The following is a 24,797-nucleotide window of genomic DNA, read 5'->3' on the forward strand; positions in this document are numbered from 1 at the left end:
TTTGTCAGGATGAATTTCCACATTAGCTTTTGTATCTGTGTTTTATGAAATCTCTTCTATTCAAAATGGACGCCTGGTGAGACGTAAAACCATTTTGATCAAAAAAATTATATGTTAAGGGTAATTTACCTATCTCATTCCCTATGATAGCACCCATTTTTTGATAATCTATTTTATGCCCGTTTATTGTTTCATTTGTTTGCCCTTCTAAGTATGGCATGGGTATATTATACCTGCTTAATATCTTCGATGTTTCTGGTGCAGTAATAACCTTAGACCCACGGGCCAAATTAACTATTGAAGGCTTATCTACATACGACCATTTACCTTTTTGATAAATCAGTTCTGGCCCCTCCTCGGCAACAATAGAATTTCCGCCGATGGCGTTTTTGGTACCCTTAGCATATGCCGGCAATGGACGACTTGCAATCGCAGCAATCTGGGCTACCGCTTGTGCAATTATCAATGCAATAAATGCCGGCTTAGCGACAAATGGTATAGTCTGGTCTTTTAGAACCGATAAAACTGCTAAAGATTGCGCAATGGTCGCTTGGAATATTGCAGCCTGTTTATCCTGTTGCGCTTGACGTCTTTTTAGAGCCCGGACCTTAAGGTCATATTGTTCCTGCGAAATCAATCCTTTTTTCAACTGGTTGTCCAAATCTGCTATTTCTGCATCTGTCCTGTTTTTTGAAAATTCCACAAGAGAGTTGGCAATAGAAGCAGCAGCCTGTAGGCGCTGCCTATCTAACTCCTCCCTTAAAAGCTTTTCATCTAATAGTCTCTGTTTTTCGGCTTCAAATCCTTCATTACGTAACCTTGATTTTTCATTAAATAAGTCTTGTTCAAACTTTAATTGTTTTTCAAAACTATCCCTTCGTTCACTTATCAACACTTCATCGTGAAGGCCTTCTGCTGTTTCTAATTCTTTGAAAAGATTCAACCTTAAATTTCTAACAGCTTCATTTGCCTGAGCCGTTATTAAGGTTTGCTGCTCTTTAGATTTTCCAAGCCTATCTCGTTCTGCCTCCAGAAGTATTACAGAGGTTTCGGCCTCAAGCTTTTTAAACAAGTCTCTCTGAACAATCGCAAATGACTGTGCCAATGCAATTTTATCATTGTGCGACCTCAGTGCTGATTCTTGGTTAATTTGTCTTATTTTAGCCTCATTCTCGGCCACTATTTTTTGCCTTTCACCCGCAGTCAATGATTCCTGTGATAACTGTTCCCTCTGCTGCGCTCTAATTGCTTCTATCATTGCGCTGCTTTCTGCTGCACTATCTTTTTTAGCATTTGCAATCCTAGCTTCGGCAAAAGCTGTAGCTGATTTCAAAGATTCGTCTTGTGTTTGTTTTTGAATCTGTAGGGCTGCTATTTTACCTTGATTATTTAGCTCATTCAGCCTCTTTGTGTCCTCTTCTATTTGCTTATTTATTGCAATTATTTGATCACCAGTAAGCTTTTCGTTCTTAAATCTCAGCTGATTTAAAGTAATATTTGCAGCTAAATCTTCTGCCTGCCGGCGCCTAGCATCCTGCTGTATTCTAGACAATTCAGACTCAAGTGCTCCGGCCTGCCTGGCCTGAGCTGATAATAAGTCTGCACTTTGTTGATATGATTCCGCATTTCTTTTTATAATTTCATTCTGGAACTCTAAAACTTTATTCAAGTCTTCTAATGCCTCAGCAGCATCATCAGAACTATGAGTAAGTGCCAATAAACCAGTAGCTAAAGCAGCGATACCTATTAAAACAATGGTTGCTGGATTTGCAGCCATAACTGCATTTAGTACTTTCTGTGCTGCAATTGCAGCATACCTAATAATAATATTCCTGCTTTCTGTAGCACTTTGTAACTGTGTCTGAACAATCGCTAATTTTTGCTGAGCGAGTACGACGGCTGTCACAATTGCTGTCTGTTGTTGGAGCGTATTTTCAATTTCTTGCAGACCGGTCAATATCGCCATCGCTGAGTTAACTCCTAAGATAGCTTTTTGCAAATCCTCATCCTCTGCACCTAATATAGCTGTAGCACCTTCCGCCACCGAAAATGCCGCTGCTATACCTTGCGCGCCTTGTATAGCGGCATCAAACGCAAATGTATCAGACGCTAACGCCTTAATGCGAGCCTGCGTATCACCAATTTGATCCTCCAACTTACCAGCAGCAACAGCCATGTTTTGGAAAACCTCTGTACTTTCCAAGCCAGCATCCTCTAATTGAGATAATGTTTCCTTATATTGCCTGAGCTGCCCTCTAAGTGATCCAGCTGTCTTTTCAAGCCTTTCTGCAGATATTTTTGTTGCATCAAGTTCTTTTTTTAGTTTATCAAATTCAGGGCTATCAGCAGAAACGTTTTTCAGCTGATTGGTTAGTTGTTTAATTTTATCAGAAAATTTCGATACTGTTTCTACTGGTGGAAGAAACTTATTTGCATTGGCATTATCCAGTAATTGAGAAACTTCATTTATATCACGAGTTACTGACTCCAGACCTTCCTGATATTGTTTTATTAGTTCTGGATTTAATGTTGATTTTTGAGCTGATTTAAGAAGCCCCTCAGTTTTTATCAACTCATCCAATGTCTTTTCAAGTTGCTCAACAGATAATTTTGTAAAATCAACTTTTTGGGCGTCCTTGGAAAAATCACTAAATGAAGCATGAAGCACATCAGCAGATGAAGCAACATCAGAAATGCTATCCGCAACTTCGGTCAGGCTATCCTCAATAACAGATACATCTCCATTATCCTTCAAACTGGAAAGTGAGGCAGTTAATTCATTTATTTTTGTGGAGGAGCCGGACGCTATATCAGCGCTTTTCTGGGTTACTGTACCTAACTGAGTTATTTTTTGAGTAAGAGCCCCACCTACAATACTTTCAGTAAGACCATTTATTGCAGCAATCAGCTTGTCTATTTGTGGGATGGATCCAGATAGTACCTTTTGTTGTTCAGCAAAAGCTTTGTTTGACTGGATAAACTTTTTAGCAGTAGCCTCATCTACTCCGCCTAAAGCACTAATTGTCTCAATGGCACTAGGAATAGAACTTACATCAGGCTCTATTGGTATTATTATTGGTTTTACTGCCATGTTTCTTCTGCAAATGGCTTAACGCCTCATAAAATTCATAAAGTGTCAGCTTCTGCAGCTCTTTTCTACGGGCATGGTCCCCACCAGTCAATGCGAGTTCTTGAAAAACCCTGTCCTCTTCTAACTTGTTTATAATATCGATGAAATGTCTTTCTGGTGTTGGCTTGACAATGCCCGTGTCACTTCGAAATATGTTTCCAAATTGGGCTCCAAATCTTTTAAAAACGGAATCAATCTGCGAAGCGGCTCTGAAAAAAAAAACTCCTTAGCGGAAGCCTCCTTTTTCCAGAAGGATATTTTTTCCTGGTTATACTTCGTATCATATGTTGCAGGATTTTCATTCTTGTCAAAAAAAACAACCGACGCAAGTTTGTATGCTAAATCCTCATCGACTATCCATTGCATTCTGTCTTTTAAATTCCTGTTTAACAACGCCAATTTTAGTAGATCTATACTCTTTCCTGGATGGAATGTAAGAATTTCATCAACCGCCTTAACATGCTCATGCAGATATTCGCGAGTAACACGCTGATTAAACTCGTTGTAATATCGTAAACATATCACCCCTCTCTCATAAGGCAAGTTAAATTGGTCATCCATCTCAAAAAAAACCCTTCCTTTTATAGTAAAGGCTTCTTTTACTACATATCCTGTTTTAGGAACATTGTTTTTTCTAAATATACTAAGCAAGCTCATTTAAGAATAATTCTAGTGTATTATCATTACCGGATGCAGTTCTGCGACCAGATTTTGATGCCTTCCATGTTTTTTTTACTGGCAAAATCTTTATTACTAGTCCAGGGAATGAAATAGCTGAAAACTCAATCCGATGAACCCCACCACAATGACACTCATAAAATATCATCCATCCCTTCCCTATCAATAATTCCTTCATTACTATGAAATTGCATTAACCACCAAATAGTTTACTCCAGCAACCGCTATAACATACAAAACCCATAATTCCGAAAAATGGAACCCCATCAGCAGCCAGGCTATTGTTCCCCAGAAAGAAGACATGCAAATAGGGCATTCATACAATGCTGGCCGCAGGTATTTGAGAATGCGGTTGTTTGTCAGTTGCTCAAGGAACAGTTTGAGCCAATGCAGAATCATTTCCTCTCCCATTGCTGCGTATACACCCAACACGAACAATGTCCCTATACCTATAGCTTCTAACATATACATGGTATTAATGCTGGAATATCTCCCTCTTTGAACAAAATAAATATCTGACTATATTCCTGCCCGCACACCTCAAATGTCTCCAGAATGCAGTAGTAAACATTGCTCTTTACTTCCAATTTCAGATATCCTATGAAAGGGTTGAAAAAACCATCCGGGAAATCGTCTGCATAAATCACAAACGCTCCTTCCTCATCCGTTGCAACCGCTTCCGAATAAATATGGCCGAACTTATCCGTGATATACCACTGATAATCCGTATTTGGCGAAAGGCCTGGCAGCTTCACTGTAAAGGAAGGAGCGCAGGCCGGGAGTTCAGCGTAAAATATTTCACTACAATCATTCAATATCGCCATGAAACAAAGATATATACTTTTATCTATGACAGTATTTAAAACTATAGAAATTATATATACTTTTGTTTTATCGAAATTGTGAGCATGGCTAAAATACTTTGGATCATACATAACTACCCACCTTACCAGAACGCTGGTGCGGAGTGGATGGCGAAGGAGATAAACGACTATCTTGCGGAGCTGGGCCATGAGATTATTGTAATATCCCGGCTGTCTCCTGAAAGTGAATATAATATCAGTGGCTCACGGGTAGTAAATACCAAAGGAGCCGAAAGGGTAGGGCCAATCAAAGAATGTGATATTATTTTCACGCACCTTGATGACAGCTATGAGGCAACAGATCTCGCCCAGGAATACAATAAACCCATTGTTCATGTTCTGCACCATAGCTTTGAGATTGATATCCTCCGGAAAGGTTTACAAAATGTCTTCCTTGTGTATAACTCTGAGTGGGTTAAAAAAGATCGTGCCTACCCACACCCGGGTATCGTTGTCCGGCCGCCGATCAACCCGGCCCGGTTTAAAGGAATGCAACCCGCCCAAGACGGATTTATAACACTCGTCAACTGCAACAAAGATAAAGGTGGGCTGATCCTTCAGCACATCGCCCGCGCGATGCCCGATAAACGTTTTTTAGGCGTATTGGGCGCACATGGTCAACAGTATAAGGGCATACAGTCAAATATTACTTACTGGGATACTAAGGATGATATACGGGAGGTGTTTGCCGTTACATCGCTCCTTATTGCCCCATCTATATATGAAAGCTATGGACGCATTGCCATCGAAGCTATAGCATGTGGCATACCTGTAGTTGCAGCTGATACTCCTGGACTGCATGAAAGTCTGGGCGATGCTGGCGTATTTGTGCGTCGTAATAACTTACCTGCTTGGATACATGCAATCAGGTCTGTAGTACCTGTACCATCTTTAAGGGCAAGGGCGCAAGAAGTATGGGAAAATTCACAAAATGAACTAAACCAACTGAATAATCTAATCAATTACATATGCAACCAACATATTCAGAAGTAAAGGCTGGCTGGGACAGAGCAGCAGCAACCGATCCAAATCCGGCAATACACCCCGCTGGCGCACATGGGAACATTGCATACAATGAATCCGGCGAAAAAGACAGCCAGTACATAATAGCAACATTGCTAAGATATGGATTTGTTGATCTGTCTAATGACTCAATTATTGATTTTGGGTCTGGTAATGGCAGGGTGACGAAGCCAATATCGCACCAATTTAAAAAGGTGTATGCTGTAGATTTCTCATATTCGATGCTACAGCAATTGCCACAGGAAGGGAATATTGTACCAGTACTCGCTGTCGATAACTGGTTTGGTTTGTCAGAACTGGTTGATTATGCTTTCTCTATTTCCGTTTTCATTCACAACAATTTTGATTCTGGAGTAAAGGTGATGAAATCAATATCTGACAATCTTAAATCAGGCGGATTAGCTCTATTGCAGATACCCATTTATGATCAAAACACTATTGGCCAACATTGGACAGATGTATCTACATGGACAATTGATCAATTGACATCAGCATGTGAGTTTGCGGGATTTGAAATGGTGGAAGTTGTAACCAATCCTGGAACATTTGCTTATGATAAAATTGGGCCTAACCACCATTGCCTACAGGTATTAAGAAAACTTTAATAAATAGTGTAGAGTGCATATGGAACTCCAACGGGTCTACATATGAAACAATATGTAACTTTATCAAATAAAATTTTTACAAAATATCTTTAAATGTTCAAATGCCCCCCCTGCTGTTTCTACAGCAGGGGTTATATTTTCAGAAAGTTGCGGTGGAAGGTATTGAAATAATATCGTGCAGTATCCAAACAGTCTGCCTGCTGTGAAGGGTCGTTTCTGTTCTCCTTGATGATCTTCCCATCCGGCGCCACCCTAACGTTTTTCATATCATAAATCAATCCAGCACACTTATCTTTATCAAGTAAAACATTCCCGCGATAAAGAATGGCATTAACCAGCATTCGATTCTCTTCCATGGTTGGGTTAATATTAGGTACCTTGAGCTGGCCAATACTAAGATCTAGTTTGGATTTAATCACCGTATAGTAATTTATATTATCCTTCACTAAAGCAGTACTGTTTTTACCAGTTGAATCCCCAGTAACTGTGAATACCGCACGCGGGTAATGTACCATGATATAGTCAAGCAGATCATAGATATTTGAATTACTCAGCTTTATCTGCTCTATCCCCCTAATGTTATGATCGTCATGTTGCCATACACTGCAGGTTATAGGATCTTTGTTAAAGTCAAAAGAAAGGTATGTTTCCCGTCCCGGATTCCACTCTGTCTTGCCAACATGCTTAATCTCCTCAAAGCAATAAGCGAACCGATTGTCTTTCTCATCGAAGTTTGTCCAGTCACCCTCAATGAATTGCTTTTGGTACCTATCTGGCATACCATCCCATATTGCCTTCTGATCTGCGGTCACAAATGCATTGTCCTGTGGTAGCGCATGTTGAAAATAGAAGTCAGGAGGCAATTCTCCATTTATCCATTTCATGTAAATCTCTTGTTTAGGCCATTTCTGAGTAGGGTTTAACGTTGTGAACGTGAGCGCTGGAGGCATAGGATCAATATACCAACTCCCACACCTAGATGCCCCTGTATCCCAGGCCTTTTTGCTTATCTCTTCCAATTGCTCCCAAAAAATACCATTTGTTTCAAGTCCAAGGAAGTCGGTTAATTCGGGGTCTTGTTTAATGTTTTCCCCTTTGAAAAAAATCTTACTATCCTTTTTATTGTATGCAAAGTAGTTGGCCTTATCTCTGTTCCACTTCCAATTAGAAGAATGCCGGATAATCTTTTCCATTGATGGAATAGTGGTCGCCTGTAGTGCAGGAAAGTCCTGACGGATTGTGTGCCATTTTGACCCTTCGTAACGGTTAGATAAGTATATAAGTCCTCCAAGTGTTATATAGGTCTTACCACCTCTAATGGCGCCTCCAAAACCGAATTTTCGGTAATTGTTTTGACCATTGCATGATCGAACAATCTGCGAGAAATACTCAAATTGTTTGGGGTTCTTTTGCAGATCTATAACATTAACATTCGTCATAGTTCAAGCGTTGTACCGTCTGGCAAAGTCATTACTGGACGCTTCTCATTATTCAACGACTCACCTTTTGTAGTAGCATCTATCCTGGTGATGAACATGCCCAGGTGTTTCCCAATAAGTTCTGTTGCCTTGTTTGCGCCGGAAGAATCGAATTTGTACTCTCCCGTTTCTTTCATAGACTTGGTATTATTGTCGAACTCCATTACTGGCTCCACTGTCATACAGCGATCTGAAATATCTTTTAAGCGCTTCATAACCCATTCCTGGCTTATTTCCGTCTTCTCAGAAATCTCAGAACGTCGAATATTCAAATAATCAATAATATCAGGTTTTATCAGGTTCTCACAGCCTATTTGGGCTGCCGTCTTTTCAGAGTAACCCGCCCTTATAGCTGCCTTTGTCGCGTTTAGATCAATAAGATATTCCTCACAAAATCTTCTTTGCTTTTCATTTATGGCCATAGCATAAATCTATTTACACAACAAAGATATAGATTAAACCTATATCCAATAAAAAGATTACACCAATAAAAAAAGACCAGTACATTTTGTACCAGTCTTTACAACATTAAATATAATACATCAAAAAATCAGCCCAGCTGATAATACCGAGGCTCCTTCATTCAAATCTTTCTCCTGATAGCCTATGACACCATTGATACTGGTTCCCAAACTATACGACTTGTATTTGTAGGATCTATATATATATGATATATAGTATCCTATCTTACCAGGCTTATATGCAATTCCCGCACCGGCACCATAAAAATACTTGCCTGTTGTATTGTATTTTTCACCGCGCCTCAGTTCCGGTAAATCCTTTGTGTAAAGCTGCTTCCCAAATTGGCCAACAATATATGGCTCAAAATTATTGAACTGTATTCTTCCCCTGACATCAGCGTAAAATGGCACAAGAACCTTTTTTTCAAAAGATGTTATATCAACACCTGCACCAACGCCAAAATATCTGTTTACTCCAAAGCTATTTACAACAGACCCTCCAAATGTTCCTTGGTGAGCCATAATGCCAACATATGCCCTACTCAGACGCTTATCTATTTGTGATTTAACAAGTAACGGGAATGAGAATGGAAGTAACAATAACAACAGTTTTTTTTTCATATGAGTATGTGGATTTAAGTTTCTAGATCAATATAGACAATACAATTGTTGTAGAGTTTGTTTTATCGGAAAAGTGTCATTACTTTTAATGTAATTCCACCTGCGACACAACCATATTATAACCAGAAAGATATATGCGAACTAAATACACCGAACTTTTCTTGTGTCATATGCCGCGCAAATACGATGCGCAAATGAGATAGAAATTCAGTAACGAGTAGCCATTACTATTAATACGCCATTTAACTCTAACCAAAATTCCCGACCATCATGAGAAACAAGAAAAAAAAGAAGAAACCGAAACTAATTAAGGCCTCTAAATCTGTTACTCCTCCAGTTTTCGTTGAATTTTCCCTGCGCGATCTTTTGCGTTCTTTTTAGCCAATTCTACATATAATTGAAAGGCTTCTGTTTTATTCTCTTGTTTTTCCCCGTCATGATCATCTATGGCAGAATGCAATTTATTCAGCAAGCCTTTCTTTTCTTTGTCTGGCAACCCCTCCACAAAACAAGACAATACATATGCCAGCGAATCAATCTTGGATTCAATCCTGATAGATATAATGGCTGCTGATTCTACAGGATTATCTATTACCACAATGTCTGTAAGGTAACTACCATATTCATCCATTATCGCCTTCTGCATTTTTGCAGAAAATGACTTCTCCCCGTTAACAACTTTGGATAAATGCCCCTCACTATAACCAATCTTTCCAGCTACCTCTCCTTGGTCAAAACCCTCCTTCTTTAAAATTCTTAATACCTGTTCAAGGCCAAATGGTGTTTTCATCTAATTATACAATGGTTTCTTTGAACGAAATCTAAATTTTTGTTCTTTTGGATCTTTTTGTTCTTTTAGTCTTTTTTGTTCTTATTTTTGTCTTAACAAAGCAAAACTACACACAATTAGACAGTCAATAAACAGTAAATATACGCAAAATGACAACGGCTTTATCATTAAAAGAGCGTAAACGTGAGAAGGGGAAGATTCGCCGTAGAATGAAAAAACTTGTGGTAAAAGTGAAGGATGTAGCGGATAGCCTTGCCGGCATCTATCATGAACAAACAGTATTCAGAGCTATGGACATAGATAATAAATACTGGAATCAAACTGTAATCGATAAGGCACAGGAATTAATCACCCTGAAAAAAAATAAGTAACAATGACTTTCCTCCCAACAGTATGGACATACATAATGGATAACGGAGATGGCAATACGTTCAGTGCATCCGTTCTGACACTGACCGGCAACATGCCATCTTGGGAGGCGCCATTCTATGCACACCAGTACTTCCAGGGTGATATTGAAGAAGTGGAAGGATACTTAGCCGGTACACAAAGGGCAGTTGAAATACGGGATACTCCCCTACCGGAAACCGGGTACCGGTTGCAGGACTTTATTATCGACCTAGAAGAACTGGCAGATACTGGACAATTAAGCCGGCCAGAACTGGCGGCAGTAGTTCGCGAAAAACTGGAAGAAACCAAATTGGATTACTCACCAGCCCGGAGGGCATAACTATATAACATGGTACAGATTGATGTAATGAAAATTATTTCGGACACTGTTGTCTGCAACCTGTATACAGGTGATAGATGTGTGGTAATACACATGCATTACATGGACTATAATGCTCTATGTAACGACGGATTCTTTACGCGTTCTGGCAACGAAGCTGATAGTGCCGGGGTGTTAAACACAACCAAAGAATACATTATTTCAAAATAAAAGCCCAGCGTGGCGCGCCGGGCGAAGTTTGAATAGCAAATCAGAATATTCACAAATTCAAAACAAAGGTATGAAAAACTCAGAAAAAAACGCATTTAAAGAAATTATTTCAACCGCTTTAGAGCTTGGGCTCACCGGAAGATACGAAGTGTTCTGTACTCAAGTAATACTTGTTACAGATAATACCATTAATCCAAGCATTGGTATAAGTGTATATAAGGGAAAATTCAATTCTGGAGACACCAGCAATCAGGTACTAAGCATGTTCATTAGACCAATCGAAGTTGAAACCAGTCAGCAGATTGATGAAATTCTGAACCAACTAAACGAATTACACCATGAGCCAGTTGAGTGTTGAAGTAATTGGGCATATACTGGCGCCAGATGGAAGCCTGTATGTATGCTGGGATTACCTAGGTACTCCTCAACCAGAAGCTGAGATGTGCGCCGGCGAAGTGGTGGAGGTTCTGCAGGCAACCGGTATAGTGCACGACTATTTCCAGGAAGATGACACCTATCACATACTAGTTGAAATATCCTGTCTGGATTCCATAGTACTGGAGTGGGTGGAATACCAGGATTTTCTGACAGGCCACCTGCTTACCAAAGAGCATGCAGACAATGTTCTAACCAAAATACTAACTACAAAATTCATTCGTGTATGAAAAATATCATTGCAAATACCGCTATGTGGATTGCTGCTGGTATTGTTACGCAAAACCTATTCATTGCCCTTGCTGGCATACTAGTAAACGCCACTTTTGGCGCCATTAAGTACCTGCCTAAAAATTAAGCCATGGGAAACATTGTACAACTGCATATAGATGCTGCTGCCATACTTGTCAATATACAGACATCGTCTGAGGAGGCCGCGAAGGGACGGCAAAAACTTGAAGAATGCAACCCTGCTTTCCGGGAGCGTATCCTAAATGATATTTCGTATTGGGAATACATGCTATCTGAAAAAACAAACGAGTATCACGATTTGATGGATCAGATTAAATACGCCAATATATGACAGCGCTACTCATCTCATTACTTGTTATCCTCCTTTTCATTCTATTCATCGGCGTAATGGTCATTCTTACTGGAAAGGACCATCCACTATACAACCACGAAAGTTATGAATCTGATAGAATTAAACACAATACTGGGGACATTGCCGGCGAACATCGCGGTAATTGTTCTGATATCAATAGTGTTCGGATGGATCATTGAGAATACTGAATTACTGGACGGAATGGATAATTACGGCGACCGGACATGCTACAAGAAATTGAATGCAAAAATACACGACACACATGACAATAGATAAACCCCGGCGGGTTTCCACTCATCGGATATTTTCACACTTAAAAATCATTGTATGTTTTGGATCTTTTTAACGATATGTCGCTACCTGCGGGTAGTATGGGAGATAAACATGTAGGTTAAGGAATAAGGATTTGAAAAGTGGTAAGCAATACCAGATAGTATCTACTATCTGGTTCTGAGATGGTTTTCCTGGTAGCTTAATTGGCAGAGCATATCCGGCAGGTGAGTGGTGGTGGTTCGATCCCACCCCAGGAAGCAGCATTTTTACTAACAATTTAAAATTTAAAGTTATGATCATGATTACCTACCTATTAGGTATTTGTATGGAATACGTGGAGGCTGATTTTTGGAAAAAAAGGATGAGCCGCGTTAAGGATTATTAATTAACCTGACCGGTCAGGTTTACAGACAGGTAGACAATACCTGACCGGTTTAATAAGCTCTTTGAAACTGAAAATATTGCGCGTGGCGGAATTAGACGCAGAGTAATGTAGTGTTCTACTCGGAGCGGTACCATAGACGGGAAGCTCTTCAAGAGTTCAGAAAAGCAATTGCTACCTAAAAAGGAACACAACACGCTTGCAGGTAACCAGTCCTGCCGCGCAAACTTACTGCGACAGCCGGATTAGAGAGAAGGCATGAAGCAGCGCAATAATGGCCGGCGTAAAGGGCATTGTTTACCGGTTGATCCAAGGCATCCGCAGAAGTTCATAGCTATGTTATAGCGCTTCGTTGGTTCGATACCAACACCGGTAACCAGGGGGTGCCAAGAATTATACTAATAGTATACTGATTCGCGGTATGGCCCCGATGTTACTACAATCTTGTAAATGCACCAGTAAGCCTGTTTCCTGGTATGTGACCAAATCATTCAACAGGTATGAGATGGGAAAAGCGGCAAGATAATAGCCCTAAACCGGCCGGGTGAGTGCCGGTAAATGATCAGGTGGCGGAATGGTAGACGCAAAACCGAGAGCTAACGCAGGACAGCGTAAATAGTCGGTGCTGGAAGGTGCTAAGAACATCCAGAGTCCATGCAGGTTCGATCCCTGCCCTGATCACAAGATCATAGACGGTTTAGCAGATGATCATTCACCCAGTAAGATGATTTAGGCGGCCGCCGCTGGGTATCTGAAATGAGCTTGTCGGGTGGCTACCCGAGCGTGCCGGCGACTACCGGCTTACTACTATCAATAACTCATTACTAAAAAACTCAAACAAAATGACAGAAGAACAAAAAGAAATGTTGGTCAACCTGGTGGAAAATGAAGGAATGGAGCAAACCTTCATAATGTATAGTGATTTCAAAGAAATAGAGGACGAAGAATTTCATACCCTTCGTAAGGCATATGAAGATGCCCATCAAAAGCTTGAAGCATTTATTGGGGTTGATTCCAGGTCTTGATGATACCTGGCATTGAGCCTACCATAGCAAAGAGGTTAATGCGATGGAAAGTAAGCCCATTGGTCCGGTTCAATTCCGGCGGCACTAAACGGGTAGGGCAATGGCAGCCAAATTCTCCGGTTCGAATCCGGATGGTAGGCCGATAGTTGTTTTAAAAGTGAAAATAAACCCGGATTACCACCTGCGGCAGTTGTTGCCGGTACTGTGGGCCATAGAGCGGAGCAGGCGGGAACGAAAACAGAATGGTATGTAATACTCAACAAAACCTGCATTATTCCTAAAACAGAAATCCAATCCGGGCGGCGTAACGCAAACAGTAGTTCATTTTTATGATTGCCGCCCGGTTTTTTATCTAACCTACTTAAAAATAAAAAGCCCAGTGCCACAACACCAGGCTGGTAATAAATCACCCAACACAAAATTATGGAAAAAATATTTCTTTGGGTATCTGGTCAGGGTTGGTCAGAGTTTACCACAAATGACAAAGCTGAACTTGAAAAACGTGGTATATCAATTCATGATCGTGCCATCATTGGAGATCATGCCATCATTGGAGATGGTGCCATCATTGGAGATGGTGCCCGCATCGATAATAATGAAGTTGTGAAATCTATTGTTAGATGCGGCAGCAAACATGTGGTATCCTGGTGGGGTAAAGATGAAATCCAGATTGGCTGCAAAAAATTCACCATAAAAAAGTGGCTGGAACACTATACCAGTGTAGGTCATAGTGAAGAGTATGATGATACTCAAATCGCAGAGTATGGAGGATACATAAAAATGATCGCCTCATATGCTGAAACACTTAACAAACCAGATACTATACCACCCCCCAAAACAACCGGAGTAGAAAAACCATGAAAACAGTAGGATACATTATCCGAACAGCTGGATTAATTGCCCTGATAAAAGCCACATTGTTGTTGCTTAAAATCATTACCAAACAATAAAAAACCTGACGCGCCAACGCCAGGTAGTAATACAAACACAATTCAAAGCTATGGAAAATTCATTAATGAAGCTTGATTTCTCTGACGAACATGTAAAACTGATAAAGGATCAAATTGCAAAGGGTTCATCAGATGCCGAGTTGCAACTATTCATTTATCAATGCAAACGTACGGGCTTAGACCCCCTCACTAGGCAGATTTACTGCCTGTTCAGAAATGTGAAAAACAAAGATTCTGGACAGTATGAGAAAAAAATGACCATACAAACATCCATTGACGGATTCCGGGTCATTGCTGAGCGGTCAGGAGATTATGGGGGACAGGATGAACCTATTTTTATTGAAGATGAAAGCAGGAACCTAATAGGTGCCAAAGTGAAAGTATACCGGTTTAGGGGAGAACAAAGGTATCCAGCTGCAGTTGGAGTTGCCTACTGGTCTGAATATGTGCCTCAGCCTGGACAGGATGCAATGTGGCGTAAAATGCCAAGAACAATGATTTCAAAAGTCGCTGAGGCGCTGGCTCTTCGCAAAGCTTACCCGCAAGATTTGTCTGGTATATACACAATAGATGAAATGTCCCAGGATAACAAAAATGACATACAGGATATTTCCGCCATGCCTGTTACTGATAATTCTGACTTGCAGATTCTTATAGACAGTTGTGAGACTATTCCAGAGCTGGCAGCGCTGTATAATAATAACAGCGCTCTCTTTGAGTCAGATACCAATCTAAAAACATATTTAACTAACCGAAAAAATACTCTTAGAAATGCAGCTACAACAGTTCAGCAATAACATCCTGCCAACCAAAAGTAATATTTCTATCCTGGCTGGACATATTGTACAGGATGTAATAGAGGGATTTGAGGACCCACTAAAAGTGGTAGTTGTCCTTGAGGGAATTAAGTCCATTTGTGAGGAAGCCCGAAAGGGCATTACATCATATGTCATTGAGGAACTTGACAAATATCAAGATCAACAGGTAGCCCGTCTGGATGCAAAGATTGAGCCTTTCCAGTCTGGTATTAAATATGACTTTTCACGAGATGTTATTTGGCAGAGGATATCTGATAAAATAAAGCCCCTGCAGGAAGAACTAAAGGCTCGTGAGGCATTTCTGAAATCCCTCAAAAAAATGACCATAGAAACAGATCCGGACAGCGGAGAAACCTTTGAAGTCTATCCGCCTGGCAAAACCAGTACATCCTCTTTCAAAATTATTTTGGCGAAATGACAGATATAGAAAAAGGGAAGATTTGCCCTTACTGCGGCGGTGAACCTATTTTCACTGACAGTTGTGAGATATATGGCAAATCCTATGGCATGATATCTTTATGTCGCCCATGTGATGCATACTGCGGCGTACATAAAGGCACCAATAAACCTCTTGGGAGACTTGCTGATAAAAAGCTAAGGGAGATGAAAAAATTGGCTCATGCCGCCTTCGATCCCATTTGGCAGGAGAAAATATTAAATAGAAAGGAAGCATACAAGTGGCTATCAGCTAAATTAAACATATCGGAACAACGTTGCCACATAGGTATGTTTGACATTGAAACATGCTTGCTTGTAATAAACTCATGTAAATTATTTAATCATGAACACCACATTACAATTAACCGAGGTTGAAGCCATATATTCAGAGCTAACAGCCATTAACCTGCAGATCACCAGTAATCAGTCTGTGCATAGCCTGATAGACTTATCTGGCCAGCTGGCTGCATGGCTAGCCTTTACCGGAGAGCAGATGGCCATATGCAAAAAGATATGGCGCGCCGCTACCGCCAAAGCATATGACAGCTATGTATTCAGCAAACTTGCTCATGATATATCCATATCTCCATCCATGGCAAACAAATATGCCGGCGCAAAATCTGGTGATGAGGAAGCGCAGTATGAGTTCTGCGAACGGGTAAATCGTGCTATTGTTCACACTATCGACCTACTGCGCACTTGCATCAGCGCTCTGAAAGCAGAGCAACAGGCTTACAGCTACGGAGGGGGTACAATATGATAGGACGCACATTTTCAATTACCGGTAACGGGGTAACAAGACACCTCACACCTATTGGGGAGTTTACAAGGGATGGTATCAGATACTACAACATTGAAGATTCTGGTAATCCAGCACCATTTGTCCCCTACCTGGCCGATGCTTTTGATAGGCGATTTAAAACATCCGGCAAAGCATCCGGCAGACGTGGATTTAATGCCAAATACAGGGAACGACGTAATACTAAACAAAACAAAAACTAGCACTTATGGCACACCATAATCTGTTTAACATTACCACAAACAAACTGCCAGATCGCCCTTACTTTTTGAAAATGCAAAAGATGAATGGGGTTGATAAGGTAAAATTAATGCACTCCGCTCCCAACTTTGATAGCAAGGCCGGTAAATGGATAGAAAAGGAAGAAGTACTAGAGGTCACAACGGAAATTATTGTCGATGCCATGGAGGACCACCAGAATAAAGTACAACCGGGTGACACCGTCAACTTTCAAGGTCCGGGTAAATACCTTGTTGAGGAAATTATTGACAGATGGCCCAGCAAAGTAATAGAAAGGCTCCCCTTCAGTGGTGAGATTTGCCAATTCAAAGTAAAATTGATTTCTTATTGACAGAGTGCTACTACCCAGTGCAGTATTGATAATTTAAAAGAGAGGGTATGACTAATAAGTATTTTCAAACGACACACTTAACGCAGGAGCAGTTCAATAATGCTCATGAGGTAGCCGAAAGCCAGGAAAACGCCATAATGCGATTCTTCAACAATAACCCGGCTTCTCATTTCACCGCTTCGGAAGTTGAGTATAAATTGAAGTCAACCGGCAAGATTGGGCCGAGAGTACCACTTACATCAGTTAGACGAGCTATGTCAACATTACAGAAGTATGGCCGGATTAACCGGATGAATGAATACCGGATAGGGATTCACGGGGTACCAGAACACTACTACCAGTTATCAACCGGTTGGGGAAAGAGTACTGAAAATGACACACCAACTTTATTTTAACAACGATGGCCAACATTAAAACCGGATTCCACTATTACAGTATCGAAACTGATAGGTACCAGGATATTAAGATTAAGAGGCTGAAAAAGGAATGCGGTTGCAACGGTCTGGCAGTCTATGACTATATTCTTTGTGAAATCTACAGGGTAAAAGGCTGTTTCATTTCGTGGGACGAAAGTACTGCATTTGATGTAGCGGAATACCTTGGATTGAAGGAAAGCCAGGTGAATGAGATAGTTAACTATTGCTGCCATGTGGGTCTTTTTAATAAGGAACTGCTGGCAAGTGAGAGGGTGCTAACATCATCTTCCATTCAATTAAGATTCGTGGATTGGTCAAAAAAAGCCAAACGAGCTAACTACATTATTCCAGAAGATTTATTAATCCTTCCGGAATATTCATCCAAACTTCCGGAAGAATGTGGCAAACTAAAAGAAGAAAGTCAACAAAGTAAAGTAAAGGAAAGTAAAGAAAAGAAGAAGAAAGAAGAAGAAGACGCCTCCGCCATCATCGAAAAATTACTACGGAAGGTTAAGGCACAGGAACTAATCATACAGCGTTTAGGAACTCCTGATTCAAAACCTCCCCCCGGCCCCGCGCCGCCCCCCTCCTTTGAGGAGCTGGCTTCAACGGCGGCCGCTGATGAAAACTTCTATCGACCCATACTCACGAGTTATGGAATAACGATGGAGGTACTCACAGGATGGCTGACAGCTTTCAACCGGCAACTGAAATTTGATGGGAAGACAGGTAAATCCCAAGGAGACTACCGCCGGCACTTTGTTGAATGGCTAAAATTCCGGGACATGTCTAACCCACCTGAAAATTATTCACCTGTAAAGAATCAAAATGGAGCAGATTGGAAAAGCAGTAATACAGGCAACCAGTCACCTTCAAGTGGAACCAGCGGAGGTGCAAAAGGAGCATTTAACGGTAAAAACGGCGGTTTCGCTCTCATTGCCGGACAGCTTAAAGATGAGCTTAAGAGCTTTTCTACCGGAGGAACAGCGGGTGATCCAACTGAAATATAATTCCAAGCGGATAGGCAATTACACCCCGGAAGAACTATCAGTTCAGTGTAAAGCCATGGTGATGAAAATTGCGGTTATCACTGGCTGGCAGATACCTGACAACCCGGAATATGTCACCATCCTCATGGACCAACTGCGAAAAAAGTTCGCAGATGATTATCAGGATCTGAACATCGACGAGTTCGAATATGCCATGCGCACCTACGGAACTCACATAAATGACTGGGGTAAAGGCCTGAACCTAGCCTTAATCGATGATGCAATTTGCGAATACCTGGGTAAACGGCAGCACCTCTCTAACCTGGAAGCGCAAAAACGGGCAAACGAGATCAATACAGCCGCCCTACCTGCTAGTGAAACAGATTGGTCAGACAGTTGGGAAAAGATTAAAAATAATGCCCGTAATGGCGTTTTACGAACCACATTCATATCAACATATGTTTATGACTGGCTTTTCAGGAACAACATGATAACATTAACTATTCCTGAAAGATGGCAGGTACTGGAGGAATGCCGGCATGCATACGCCAGAGAAATGAAAGAAGCACTTCATGCCTCACCGGCTGCTAACCCAGAAGGGCGGAAGAAGTATGATCTCCTGATTAAAGAGGGTGACGAATGGCGAAAGGACAAAGACTTATGGGCCTCAGTAGTAGATTACTCAAAAAGGGAAACCGTGCGAATTGAAGCGCTAAACGCAATTGCAAACGAAGAAAATGACGAAGATGAAAGAACTACCAATTCTCTTTAATACCGAAATGGTGCAGGCAATTCTGGCTGGCCGGAAAACGCAAACTCGCAGGATTCTAAAGGCTGATATTGAGCCGCCAAAATGTGTTTTTTCTGAGCATGATGCAATCCCTCATGTAAATGAACATGGCCAATTGCTTTTTAGATGGCATACTTCTCTTAATGGGAAGGAGCTTAAAGAAGGGGGAATCTACAAATGGTCATGCCCCTATGGGGGACTAGGTGATATCCTCTATGTTCGGGAGACATGGCAGACTACTTATGATGAAACCCGAGGGATGTGGAAGCACATCTTTAAGTCGGATAGTGGGTACTGGTATGATGATGATGGCCCCTTAAAATGGAAGCGGGCTATTCATATGCCAAAATCCGCCGCCAGGATATGGCTGCAGGTGACAGGCATACGAGTAGAAAGAGTGCAAGATATCAGCGAAGAAGATGCCATGGCAGAGGGTATAGACCCGAATTACATCGCAGACCTCACCTGTAATGGAGAACTTCATGATGGGCCATCGCACGCTTATTGGGCATCATTCTTTGACACATGGCAGGCAATTAACGGCATAGACTCTTGGGAAAACAACCCATGGGTTTGGGTTGTGTCCTTCCAGGTATTGTCCACCACCGGCCGCCCGAAAAATATGGAGAAAGAGAACATTAATACCTGACGAAGATGGAGTTAAGTGCGAAGACAATACAGAAGTATAAAGGCCGCGGGATATCCTTCCTGCTACGTGAAGCTGAAACAGTATTTAACAGGTATATCCGGCAACGTGATAGCCAAGATGGGTATTTCAAGTGCATCAGCTGCCAGGAATACAAGCCGGTTTCGAAAATGCATGCAGGGCATTTTATGTCCGCAGGGCACCATACAGCTGTCAGGTTCAACGAAGATAACGTCCATGGCCAGTGTGAAAAATGTAACACATTCCTTCATGGGAACCTGATATCCTACCAGGAGAACCTGATTAAAAAAATCGGACAGGATTCCGTGGATATAATAAAGTCTACCTGCCGGAACACTGCAAAATGGCATAGAATAGATCTCATATCAATAATTGAAACTTATAAAGGGAAGCTAAAATGAATATGAATTATAAACCAACAGCGAAGGGATATTTCTCAGGATGCGGAGGGATGGAGTTGGGACTGATGCAGGCCGGAATAAATATGACTCAGAGCCTCGACCTTGATAAAGAGGCTACAGATTGCATGCAGGCCAATCAACAATACTTCTCCCACCAGGTACTAACACAAGACATAAAAGATATAACAGTTCTGGAGCAGGAACGAACGGACATCATCGTTGGCACATATCCATGTACAAAATACAGCACTATAGCCGACATTAAAGGCACTCGCACCGGTGATGATTTGTTTCTTCATTTCTTCCGGCACATAGCCATCGAGAAGCCGGAAATGTATATTGTGGAGAATGTACCAGGAATGAAGAAGTTCCCCGTGGTAATGGAAGCAATGACACAGTTGCCTGGTTATTATGTTAATGTATTCTGTCCAGTGGACGCCCTTTGCTGGCTTCCTCAGTCACGGGAACGCCTGATATTGATTGGCACACGTAAACACTTCATGCCAGCTGCTCCTGGAATGAATAAGCGTGCTTGTCTATCTAACTTACTTGAGGAAAATCCAAAAGTAGAGATACCGGATTATGTGTATACTCGACTCAATGGCAATTATCGCGATCTGCCCATTATTGTAGATCCGGATGATCACAATGCCTTTGCGCCAACATGCCTAGCACACTACAGCAAAGACAGAGGTACACGCCTGGTAAAAGACAAACGTTTCCCTCATGGTGTCAGGCCATTCACTATCAGAGAGTTTGCCCGCTTGCAAGGCTTCCCAGATGATTTTCATTTCCCTGACAAATTAAGTAGCTACCGCCTTATAGGCAATGCAGTAGCTCCACCTATGGCTAGGTGGATAGGATTGGAGGCAATGAAATATTTTAACTAAACCGGCCCGGAAGGGCAGAATAAAGATTATGGGATTAGACATTTCACATGGTGCATGGCATGGCCCTTACTCCTATTTCATGCGGTGGAGAACAACAATCGCAGAAAAGGCGCAACTGGGAGATCTAAGAAAGTATGAAGGATATAATGGAAACAAGCCATTAGCTTCTATTGAAAAAGAAGGACTCCAAATACTTTTATCTCATTCTGACTGTGATGGAGAATTAACACCAGATGAATGTAAAAAAGTTGCTGATGATCTGACCGACTTACTCCCTTCGTTATCTGACGATATGCACGAAAGGACAATAGTATTTATTAAAGGATGCATATCCGCCTTTGAAAAAAACGAAACTATGTACTTTGGGTAAACTAAAAGATCCATATGCTATGACAGAAAAACAACAGGCCGTTCTGGAGTACTTAAAACTAAATCCGGGATGGCACACACCAACTGACATCGCCGAACATTTCGGCATTACCAGAGATAAAGGCTCACAGTGGGCATACCCATCATTAAAGGCCCTGGTTAAAGCTGGAGACGTAACCAGAGATGCCGGCAAATACAAGTTTAACAATTTTAAAAAACATACACATGGTGAAAAATGAGTTCATGCAGCTGGAAAACATATCCGGCGAATTGCTGAAAGAAAAATTCGATGAGCTGATTGCAGGCGCCCACGGATCATCCGCCGGCAAAAAGACAATAGGCATTATAGAAGTGCCTGGCGCCGGCCTGGTAAAAGTTGGACTTTTTTCCGACAACTATGTTACCGGTTCTACCCTGGTAATAGCACCGGAGCTGGAGACGGGACATGATGGAGAAATTTGAGTTACGTCGAATTAAGCAGTGTGCAAAATGCCCTTGGCGAGTAAATACCAACCCAAACAAAATACCAAACGGGTACAGTAAAGAAAAACATGAGGCACTATCCTGCACTATTTCAAAAGGGGGATTTACCAGCACCAGAGCAATGGCGTGTCACGAATCACAAGTTGGACGGGAAGATTATTGTATTGGCTGGCTTCACAACCAGTTGGGGCCAGGGAATAACATATGGCTTCGGTTTCGATTCATGAACTGCACCAATGTATCTAAAATCCGGCTTATTGGCGAACAGCATAGCCGGTTTGAAGATACCCTCCCAAAACATTAAAAACCATTACAGTAGTCAAAAAATATAGCGATGAGTAAAGTACAACAAGCAAAAGATGCGCAGGGATATATTCCAAGTCCGGTACCAAATACATGTGGAATCTGCCGGCACTACACCAGTAAGTTTACAGAGGAGAAAACCTCTTTTGGTATCTGGAGAAAAGAAACAGACTTGCGGTGCGGCTTAGGAGGTTTTGCCATAAAGAAATCTGCCACCTGCAACTGGTTTGAAAAACATAATATCAATTAGTTGTATGAAAGAAAAAAATCCGGAATACTATCTGGTATTCAGAAGAAATATTCGTCTCCTCCGAAATGAAAAGGGCCTTTCTGCAATTGAAGCATCTAAGGAAGTTGGATTGCGAAGCATAAAAAGGTATGCTGATTTGGAAGAAGGCCGAATGCCTCCATCTGTAAGTGAAGTAATTCGGATTTCAGACTTCTACAAAGTCAAGATAGATACACTTATCAACCAAACAGCTATCATCACTTTCATTTAAATAAGCCCGCCGCCGGTCGGTTACCGGCACATTAACTATGAGCAAAAAAGTATTCATTACTAAATACCTAGAAACGTTAGGAATTGTTGAGTGTGAATTAATCAATCATTATCCGCCTGGGGTAAGAGTGATGGTAAACGGGTCTTCCGTTTATGTAGGCTGTAATTACTGGAATGAAACCAAAGAAGCAGCTGAAAAAATAGCAGCGAGTATCGCCCAAAAGAAAATTGCCGGCTACGAAAAGAAGATTGCCAAGCTTAAAAAGTGGTTACCTGGCGAGGAGGACGGCCGCATTATGTCGATTTGATCTAATTACGGTTTCCCGTAAAATGTTGTAAAAAAGCCTGTACATATTGGAAGAAAAACAAACCATGAGGTTAGATCATCAAGTGTGCACTCCCGATCAAGGCAAAAGATTAGCCAATTTAGGCATTACGGGCGCACCATTATTTTGGCATCTATCTACAGGAGAAATACATTATGGCCAGCATTGTGATGCAATAGCGCCTGCTTACACCACTTCGGAACTTGGTCAGATGTGCCCCTACGAATCTTATACATATAGATTCATGAGAAACGAAGAACCGCTATGGATATGGGTTATAAAGGGTAAAAACGGTGCAAAAGACATCCTCCCTCCGTTCCTTTTATTTTTCCGAACTGAGGCCATCGCCAAAGCAAACATGATTATTTCGTGCTTGAATGAAGGTAAAATATCAGCAAAGGAGGCAAACAAAAAATTGAATAAACGATATTAACCGGCCATGGAACTGGCATCGATTTGTGATGTTTGATGAAATATTAAAAAACCCGGCCATTTCGGTGGTCCTGGTGGCATCCATGGGGGCGATTGCCTACACTATAAAAGATATTCCGGTCAAGGCATTTGATTTTATTCGTAAGAAGATATTAGCACGAGTTGTTTTTACTGCACGAGTGCCGGATTATGAATCTCTTTTTTTTGTACTGGAAAAATGGTTGTTCGATAGATTTGCTGCCAACCACCGGGATGTGCATGCTGCTTTTGATGAAACAAAAGCGAACAGGATGCCCAAAATTATCTTCAAAAGTGCACCCAATATTTTCACGGTGAGATATGCTGGCAAGTGGGTGTTAATTGAAAAACGACGTCAGAACATAGAACATGCGGAGAATTTCCGTTCATTGTTTGCCCATGAATATATAATTTCTGCCATTAAAGGTCGAGATGCTATAACAAATTTACTGGAAGAGGCAAAGCAGTCATACTATAAGCATCTACCTGTTAATGCTGTAACAATTAAGACCCATCATACCAATGGATATTATGATTATAACAGCACAATAACTGTAAAGCCGTTAACCAAAGTAATTATAGATGCCGGTGTGAAAGCGAAAATTATAAATGATGTCGACGAATTTAAGGGTGGTAGGAAATGGTATACAGACAACGCGATACCATACAAAAGGACATACTGTTTTTATGGCCCTCCCGGCACCGGGAAGACATCTCTATCGTTGGCAATAGCCTCATATCTGGATGCAGATGTATATGTGATAAACATAAATAGCCTGGCAGATGACTTTGCACTACAAACAGCATTTCAACAAATTCCGAGCGGATCTATTCTACTGCTTGAGGATGTTGACGCAGCATTCAATGGTCGGCAAAGTAAATGCAAGGTATCTTTTTCCGCACTATTAAACTGCACCGATGGAGCATTTTACCGTGATGGGCTAATCACATGCATAACCACAAACCATATAGATACGCTGGATCCTGCGTTACTTCGAACTGGCCGGTGTGATATGAAAATACATATCACATACCCATCAGCGGAAGAAGTGTCTTACTACATATCTCAGTTTTTCGGTGAGAATATGAAATTCAATTTGGACAGTGAAATACCTATGTCCGATGTTCAAGAGATATGTATTTCGCATAAAAACGATCCATATGGCGCGCTTGATGCCCTATACGCAAAATCATTAAGCAAGATTTCGGTTTAACCGGCGCCGGGCCGTACCTGGCATTGTGATGTATGAAAAGTGATAAAAGCATTATATACCAACACCCTGATTATTTTTCCGCTAAAAAAGCTGCATCTGAATGGTTCCTGCAAGAA

At 41.3% G+C, this 24,797-nt stretch carries 37 protein-coding genes and 1 tRNA gene; 29 read left to right on the top strand and 9 right to left on the bottom strand.

The features are described 5' to 3' along the window. Positions 1–22: 22 nt before the first annotated feature. The 4 genes from OL444_RS23875 to OL444_RS23890 form a co-directional block, all read right to left on the bottom strand. The gene (locus tag OL444_RS23875) at positions 23–3,091 is read right to left on the bottom strand and encodes a hypothetical protein (RefSeq protein ID WP_264729320.1); all 3,069 of its coding nucleotides are present in this window, start codon (positions 3,089–3,091) and stop codon (positions 23–25) included. A 129-nt stretch (positions 3,092–3,220) separates the two neighbouring features. Beyond that, the gene (locus OL444_RS23880; protein ID WP_264729319.1) at positions 3,221–3,787 is read right to left on the bottom strand and encodes a hypothetical protein; all 567 of its coding nucleotides are present in this window, start codon (positions 3,785–3,787) and stop codon (positions 3,221–3,223) included. Between the two features lie 201 nt (positions 3,788–3,988). After that, positions 3,989–4,273, bottom strand: a complete 285-nt coding sequence (locus tag OL444_RS23885; protein ID WP_264729318.1) for a hypothetical protein — start codon at positions 4,271–4,273, stop codon at positions 3,989–3,991. After that, positions 4,267–4,632 (bottom strand): hypothetical protein, encoded by a 366-nt coding sequence (locus OL444_RS23890; protein WP_264729317.1) that lies wholly within the window; start codon positions 4,630–4,632, stop codon positions 4,267–4,269. Before OL444_RS23890 ends, OL444_RS23885 begins: the two co-directional genes overlap by 7 nt. Positions 4,633–4,716: 84 nt before the next feature. Here OL444_RS23890 and OL444_RS23895 point away from each other — a divergent pair, with 84 nt between their 5' ends. Then, positions 4,717–5,664: a glycosyltransferase family 4 protein gene (locus OL444_RS23895; RefSeq protein ID WP_264729316.1), complete on the top strand. Its 948-nt coding sequence runs from the start codon at positions 4,717–4,719 to the stop codon at positions 5,662–5,664. Then, positions 5,640–6,299, top strand: coding sequence for a methyltransferase domain-containing protein (locus tag OL444_RS23900; protein ID WP_264729315.1), 660 nt, complete (start codon positions 5,640–5,642; stop codon positions 6,297–6,299). Before OL444_RS23895 ends, OL444_RS23900 begins: the two co-directional genes overlap by 25 nt. A 131-nt stretch (positions 6,300–6,430) precedes the next feature. Here OL444_RS23900 and OL444_RS23905 read toward each other — a convergent pair whose 3' ends face one another. From OL444_RS23905 to OL444_RS23920, 4 genes are all read right to left on the bottom strand, one after another. Beyond that, complete coding sequence (locus OL444_RS23905) at positions 6,431–7,738, bottom strand: terminase large subunit domain-containing protein (RefSeq protein ID WP_264729314.1); 1,308 nt, start codon at positions 7,736–7,738, stop codon at positions 6,431–6,433. Next, a complete protein-coding gene (locus tag OL444_RS23910) occupies positions 7,735–8,199 on the bottom strand; it encodes a terminase small subunit (RefSeq protein WP_264729313.1) in 465 nt (154 codons plus the stop codon). Before OL444_RS23910 ends, OL444_RS23905 begins: the two co-directional genes overlap by 4 nt. 120 nt (positions 8,200–8,319) lie before the next feature. After that, positions 8,320–8,859 carry a hypothetical protein gene (locus OL444_RS23915; protein WP_264729312.1) on the bottom strand — a complete coding sequence of 180 codons (540 nt, stop codon included), beginning with the start codon at positions 8,857–8,859 and terminating at the stop codon, positions 8,320–8,322. Positions 8,860–9,184: 325 nt separating this feature from the next. Then, complete coding sequence (locus OL444_RS23920) at positions 9,185–9,649, bottom strand: helix-turn-helix domain-containing protein (RefSeq protein WP_264729311.1); 465 nt, start codon at positions 9,647–9,649, stop codon at positions 9,185–9,187. Between the two features lie 149 nt (positions 9,650–9,798). On the opposite strand from OL444_RS23920, the gene OL444_RS23925 reads away from it, so the two are divergent. From OL444_RS23925 to OL444_RS23955, 7 genes are all read left to right on the top strand, one after another. Continuing rightward, positions 9,799–10,020: a hypothetical protein gene (locus OL444_RS23925; protein ID WP_264729310.1), complete on the top strand. Its 222-nt coding sequence runs from the start codon at positions 9,799–9,801 to the stop codon at positions 10,018–10,020. 2 nt (positions 10,021–10,022) lie between these two features. Next, complete coding sequence (locus OL444_RS23930; RefSeq protein WP_264729309.1) at positions 10,023–10,379, top strand: hypothetical protein; 357 nt, start codon at positions 10,023–10,025, stop codon at positions 10,377–10,379. A gap of 280 nt (positions 10,380–10,659) precedes the next feature. After that, positions 10,660–10,947: a hypothetical protein gene (locus OL444_RS23935; protein ID WP_264729308.1), complete on the top strand. Its 288-nt coding sequence runs from the start codon at positions 10,660–10,662 to the stop codon at positions 10,945–10,947. Then, positions 10,928–11,254 (top strand): hypothetical protein, encoded by a 327-nt coding sequence (locus OL444_RS23940; RefSeq protein WP_264729307.1) that lies wholly within the window; start codon positions 10,928–10,930, stop codon positions 11,252–11,254. The genes OL444_RS23935 and OL444_RS23940 overlap by 20 nt, the downstream gene beginning before the upstream one ends. Then, positions 11,251–11,382, top strand: a complete 132-nt coding sequence (locus OL444_RS23945; RefSeq protein WP_264729306.1) for a hypothetical protein — start codon at positions 11,251–11,253, stop codon at positions 11,380–11,382. Before OL444_RS23940 ends, OL444_RS23945 begins: the two co-directional genes overlap by 4 nt. 1,461 nt (positions 11,383–12,843) lie before the next feature. Then, a tRNA-OTHER gene (locus OL444_RS23950) sits at positions 12,844–12,964 on the top strand. 161 nt (positions 12,965–13,125) lie between these two features. Beyond that, positions 13,126–13,308, top strand: a complete 183-nt coding sequence (locus OL444_RS23955; RefSeq protein WP_264729305.1) for a hypothetical protein — start codon at positions 13,126–13,128, stop codon at positions 13,306–13,308. A gap of 35 nt (positions 13,309–13,343) precedes the next feature. On the opposite strand, the gene OL444_RS23960 is transcribed toward OL444_RS23955, so the two are convergent. Then, on the bottom strand, positions 13,344–13,718 hold the full coding sequence (locus OL444_RS23960) for a hypothetical protein (RefSeq protein ID WP_264729304.1): 375 nt from the start codon (positions 13,716–13,718) through the stop codon (positions 13,344–13,346). 13 nt (positions 13,719–13,731) lie between these two features. Here OL444_RS23960 and OL444_RS23965 point away from each other — a divergent pair, with 13 nt between their 5' ends. The 20 genes from OL444_RS23965 to OL444_RS24050 all read left to right on the top strand — a co-directional run bounded on the left by OL444_RS23965 (position 13,732) and on the right by OL444_RS24050 (position 24,681). Then, on the top strand, positions 13,732–14,169 hold the full coding sequence (locus OL444_RS23965) for an LbetaH domain-containing protein (RefSeq protein ID WP_264729303.1): 438 nt from the start codon (positions 13,732–13,734) through the stop codon (positions 14,167–14,169). Between the two features lie 139 nt (positions 14,170–14,308). Further along, positions 14,309–15,055, top strand: a complete 747-nt coding sequence (gene bet / locus OL444_RS23970; RefSeq protein ID WP_264729302.1) for a phage recombination protein Bet — start codon at positions 14,309–14,311, stop codon at positions 15,053–15,055. Continuing rightward, complete coding sequence (locus OL444_RS23975; protein WP_264729301.1) at positions 15,030–15,494, top strand: hypothetical protein; 465 nt, start codon at positions 15,030–15,032, stop codon at positions 15,492–15,494. The genes bet and OL444_RS23975 overlap by 26 nt, the downstream gene beginning before the upstream one ends. Further along, the gene (locus OL444_RS23980) at positions 15,491–15,889 is read left to right on the top strand and encodes a zinc-finger-containing protein (RefSeq protein ID WP_264729300.1); all 399 of its coding nucleotides are present in this window, start codon (positions 15,491–15,493) and stop codon (positions 15,887–15,889) included. Before OL444_RS23975 ends, OL444_RS23980 begins: the two co-directional genes overlap by 4 nt. After that, positions 15,858–16,274, top strand: coding sequence for a hypothetical protein (locus OL444_RS23985; protein ID WP_264729299.1), 417 nt, complete (start codon positions 15,858–15,860; stop codon positions 16,272–16,274). The genes OL444_RS23980 and OL444_RS23985 overlap by 32 nt, the downstream gene beginning before the upstream one ends. 247 nt (positions 16,275–16,521) lie before the next feature. Next, positions 16,522–16,884, top strand: a complete 363-nt coding sequence (locus OL444_RS23990; protein WP_264729298.1) for a hypothetical protein — start codon at positions 16,522–16,524, stop codon at positions 16,882–16,884. A 47-nt stretch (positions 16,885–16,931) separates the two neighbouring features. Continuing rightward, positions 16,932–17,279: a helix-turn-helix domain-containing protein gene (locus OL444_RS23995; protein ID WP_264729297.1), complete on the top strand. Its 348-nt coding sequence runs from the start codon at positions 16,932–16,934 to the stop codon at positions 17,277–17,279. 5 nt (positions 17,280–17,284) lie between these two features. Continuing rightward, complete coding sequence (locus OL444_RS24000) at positions 17,285–18,310, top strand: DUF4373 domain-containing protein (protein ID WP_264729296.1); 1,026 nt, start codon at positions 17,285–17,287, stop codon at positions 18,308–18,310. Next, on the top strand, positions 18,255–19,061 hold the full coding sequence (locus OL444_RS24005; RefSeq protein WP_264729295.1) for a hypothetical protein: 807 nt from the start codon (positions 18,255–18,257) through the stop codon (positions 19,059–19,061). Before OL444_RS24000 ends, OL444_RS24005 begins: the two co-directional genes overlap by 56 nt. After that, entirely contained in the window at positions 19,036–19,728 is a 693-nt protein-coding gene (locus OL444_RS24010) for a hypothetical protein (protein ID WP_264729294.1), read from the top strand. Before OL444_RS24005 ends, OL444_RS24010 begins: the two co-directional genes overlap by 26 nt. Positions 19,729–19,733: 5 nt before the next feature. Beyond that, positions 19,734–20,147, top strand: a complete 414-nt coding sequence (locus OL444_RS32030) for a recombination protein NinG (RefSeq protein WP_371878107.1) — start codon at positions 19,734–19,736, stop codon at positions 20,145–20,147. After that, positions 20,144–21,037, top strand: coding sequence for a DNA cytosine methyltransferase (locus OL444_RS24015; protein WP_264729293.1), 894 nt, complete (start codon positions 20,144–20,146; stop codon positions 21,035–21,037). The genes OL444_RS32030 and OL444_RS24015 overlap by 4 nt, the downstream gene beginning before the upstream one ends. A 28-nt stretch (positions 21,038–21,065) precedes the next feature. Then, complete coding sequence (locus OL444_RS24020) at positions 21,066–21,407, top strand: hypothetical protein (RefSeq protein ID WP_264729292.1); 342 nt, start codon at positions 21,066–21,068, stop codon at positions 21,405–21,407. 19 nt (positions 21,408–21,426) lie between these two features. Then, entirely contained in the window at positions 21,427–21,645 is a 219-nt protein-coding gene (locus tag OL444_RS24025; RefSeq protein WP_264729291.1) for a MarR family transcriptional regulator, read from the top strand. After that, on the top strand, positions 21,632–21,868 hold the full coding sequence (locus tag OL444_RS24030; protein WP_264729290.1) for a hypothetical protein: 237 nt from the start codon (positions 21,632–21,634) through the stop codon (positions 21,866–21,868). Before OL444_RS24025 ends, OL444_RS24030 begins: the two co-directional genes overlap by 14 nt. Next, on the top strand, positions 21,855–22,193 hold the full coding sequence (locus tag OL444_RS32035) for a DUF6283 family protein (protein ID WP_371879039.1): 339 nt from the start codon (positions 21,855–21,857) through the stop codon (positions 22,191–22,193). Before OL444_RS24030 ends, OL444_RS32035 begins: the two co-directional genes overlap by 14 nt. Before the next feature lie 253 nt (positions 22,194–22,446). Beyond that, positions 22,447–22,692 carry a helix-turn-helix domain-containing protein gene (locus tag OL444_RS24035; protein WP_264729289.1) on the top strand — a complete coding sequence of 82 codons (246 nt, stop codon included), beginning with the start codon at positions 22,447–22,449 and terminating at the stop codon, positions 22,690–22,692. Between the two features lie 37 nt (positions 22,693–22,729). Beyond that, entirely contained in the window at positions 22,730–22,999 is a 270-nt protein-coding gene (locus OL444_RS24040) for a hypothetical protein (RefSeq protein WP_264729288.1), read from the top strand. Between the two features lie 46 nt (positions 23,000–23,045). Beyond that, positions 23,046–23,450 carry a hypothetical protein gene (locus OL444_RS24045; protein WP_264729287.1) on the top strand — a complete coding sequence of 135 codons (405 nt, stop codon included), beginning with the start codon at positions 23,046–23,048 and terminating at the stop codon, positions 23,448–23,450. A 28-nt stretch (positions 23,451–23,478) separates the two neighbouring features. After that, positions 23,479–24,681, top strand: a complete 1,203-nt coding sequence (locus OL444_RS24050; protein WP_264729286.1) for an AAA family ATPase — start codon at positions 23,479–23,481, stop codon at positions 24,679–24,681. The last annotated feature ends 116 nt before the right edge of the window (positions 24,682–24,797 follow it).

It is taken from the genome of Chitinophaga nivalis (genome assembly GCF_025989125.1).
GTDB lineage: Bacteria > Bacteroidota > Bacteroidia > Chitinophagales > Chitinophagaceae > Chitinophaga > Chitinophaga nivalis.

Excerpts from the sequence above, each read along its gene's own strand:
- OL444_RS23875 (WP_264729320.1), bottom strand. The coding sequence starts at position 3,091 with ATGGCAGTAAAACCAATAATAATACCAATAGAGCCTGATGTAAGTTCT.
- OL444_RS23880 (WP_264729319.1), bottom strand. The coding sequence starts at position 3,787 with ATGAGCTTGCTTAGTATATTTAGAAAAAACAATGTTCCTAAAACAGGA.
- OL444_RS23885 (WP_264729318.1), bottom strand. The coding sequence starts at position 4,273 with ATGTTAGAAGCTATAGGTATAGGGACATTGTTCGTGTTGGGTGTATAC.
- OL444_RS23890 (WP_264729317.1), bottom strand. The coding sequence starts at position 4,632 with ATGGCGATATTGAATGATTGTAGTGAAATATTTTACGCTGAACTCCCG.
- OL444_RS23895 (WP_264729316.1), top strand. The coding sequence starts at position 4,717 with ATGGCTAAAATACTTTGGATCATACATAACTACCCACCTTACCAGAAC.
- OL444_RS23900 (WP_264729315.1), top strand. The coding sequence starts at position 5,640 with ATGCAACCAACATATTCAGAAGTAAAGGCTGGCTGGGACAGAGCAGCA.
- OL444_RS23905 (WP_264729314.1), bottom strand. The coding sequence starts at position 7,738 with ATGACGAATGTTAATGTTATAGATCTGCAAAAGAACCCCAAACAATTT.
- OL444_RS23910 (WP_264729313.1), bottom strand. The coding sequence starts at position 8,199 with ATGGCCATAAATGAAAAGCAAAGAAGATTTTGTGAGGAATATCTTATT.
- OL444_RS23915 (WP_264729312.1), bottom strand. The coding sequence starts at position 8,859 with ATGAAAAAAAAACTGTTGTTATTGTTACTTCCATTCTCATTCCCGTTA.
- OL444_RS23920 (WP_264729311.1), bottom strand. The coding sequence starts at position 9,649 with ATGAAAACACCATTTGGCCTTGAACAGGTATTAAGAATTTTAAAGAAG.
- OL444_RS23925 (WP_264729310.1), top strand. The coding sequence starts at position 9,799 with ATGACAACGGCTTTATCATTAAAAGAGCGTAAACGTGAGAAGGGGAAG.
- OL444_RS23930 (WP_264729309.1), top strand. The coding sequence starts at position 10,023 with ATGACTTTCCTCCCAACAGTATGGACATACATAATGGATAACGGAGAT.
- OL444_RS23935 (WP_264729308.1), top strand. The coding sequence starts at position 10,660 with ATGAAAAACTCAGAAAAAAACGCATTTAAAGAAATTATTTCAACCGCT.
- OL444_RS23940 (WP_264729307.1), top strand. The coding sequence starts at position 10,928 with ATGAGCCAGTTGAGTGTTGAAGTAATTGGGCATATACTGGCGCCAGAT.
- OL444_RS23945 (WP_264729306.1), top strand. The coding sequence starts at position 11,251 with ATGAAAAATATCATTGCAAATACCGCTATGTGGATTGCTGCTGGTATT.
- OL444_RS23955 (WP_264729305.1), top strand. The coding sequence starts at position 13,126 with ATGACAGAAGAACAAAAAGAAATGTTGGTCAACCTGGTGGAAAATGAA.
- OL444_RS23965 (WP_264729303.1), top strand. The coding sequence starts at position 13,732 with ATGGAAAAAATATTTCTTTGGGTATCTGGTCAGGGTTGGTCAGAGTTT.
- bet (WP_264729302.1), top strand. The coding sequence starts at position 14,309 with ATGGAAAATTCATTAATGAAGCTTGATTTCTCTGACGAACATGTAAAA.
- OL444_RS23975 (WP_264729301.1), top strand. The coding sequence starts at position 15,030 with ATGCAGCTACAACAGTTCAGCAATAACATCCTGCCAACCAAAAGTAAT.
- OL444_RS23980 (WP_264729300.1), top strand. The coding sequence starts at position 15,491 with ATGACAGATATAGAAAAAGGGAAGATTTGCCCTTACTGCGGCGGTGAA.
- OL444_RS23985 (WP_264729299.1), top strand. The coding sequence starts at position 15,858 with ATGAACACCACATTACAATTAACCGAGGTTGAAGCCATATATTCAGAG.
- OL444_RS23990 (WP_264729298.1), top strand. The coding sequence starts at position 16,522 with ATGGCACACCATAATCTGTTTAACATTACCACAAACAAACTGCCAGAT.
- OL444_RS23995 (WP_264729297.1), top strand. The coding sequence starts at position 16,932 with ATGACTAATAAGTATTTTCAAACGACACACTTAACGCAGGAGCAGTTC.
- OL444_RS24000 (WP_264729296.1), top strand. The coding sequence starts at position 17,285 with ATGGCCAACATTAAAACCGGATTCCACTATTACAGTATCGAAACTGAT.
- OL444_RS24005 (WP_264729295.1), top strand. The coding sequence starts at position 18,255 with ATGAGCTTAAGAGCTTTTCTACCGGAGGAACAGCGGGTGATCCAACTG.
- OL444_RS24010 (WP_264729294.1), top strand. The coding sequence starts at position 19,036 with ATGAAAGAACTACCAATTCTCTTTAATACCGAAATGGTGCAGGCAATT.
- OL444_RS32030 (WP_371878107.1), top strand. The coding sequence starts at position 19,734 with ATGGAGTTAAGTGCGAAGACAATACAGAAGTATAAAGGCCGCGGGATA.
- OL444_RS24015 (WP_264729293.1), top strand. The coding sequence starts at position 20,144 with ATGAATATGAATTATAAACCAACAGCGAAGGGATATTTCTCAGGATGC.
- OL444_RS24020 (WP_264729292.1), top strand. The coding sequence starts at position 21,066 with ATGGGATTAGACATTTCACATGGTGCATGGCATGGCCCTTACTCCTAT.
- OL444_RS24025 (WP_264729291.1), top strand. The coding sequence starts at position 21,427 with ATGACAGAAAAACAACAGGCCGTTCTGGAGTACTTAAAACTAAATCCG.
- OL444_RS24030 (WP_264729290.1), top strand. The coding sequence starts at position 21,632 with ATGGTGAAAAATGAGTTCATGCAGCTGGAAAACATATCCGGCGAATTG.
- OL444_RS32035 (WP_371879039.1), top strand. The coding sequence starts at position 21,855 with ATGGAGAAATTTGAGTTACGTCGAATTAAGCAGTGTGCAAAATGCCCT.
- OL444_RS24035 (WP_264729289.1), top strand. The coding sequence starts at position 22,447 with ATGAAAGAAAAAAATCCGGAATACTATCTGGTATTCAGAAGAAATATT.
- OL444_RS24040 (WP_264729288.1), top strand. The coding sequence starts at position 22,730 with ATGAGCAAAAAAGTATTCATTACTAAATACCTAGAAACGTTAGGAATT.
- OL444_RS24050 (WP_264729286.1), top strand. The coding sequence starts at position 23,479 with ATGTTTGATGAAATATTAAAAAACCCGGCCATTTCGGTGGTCCTGGTG.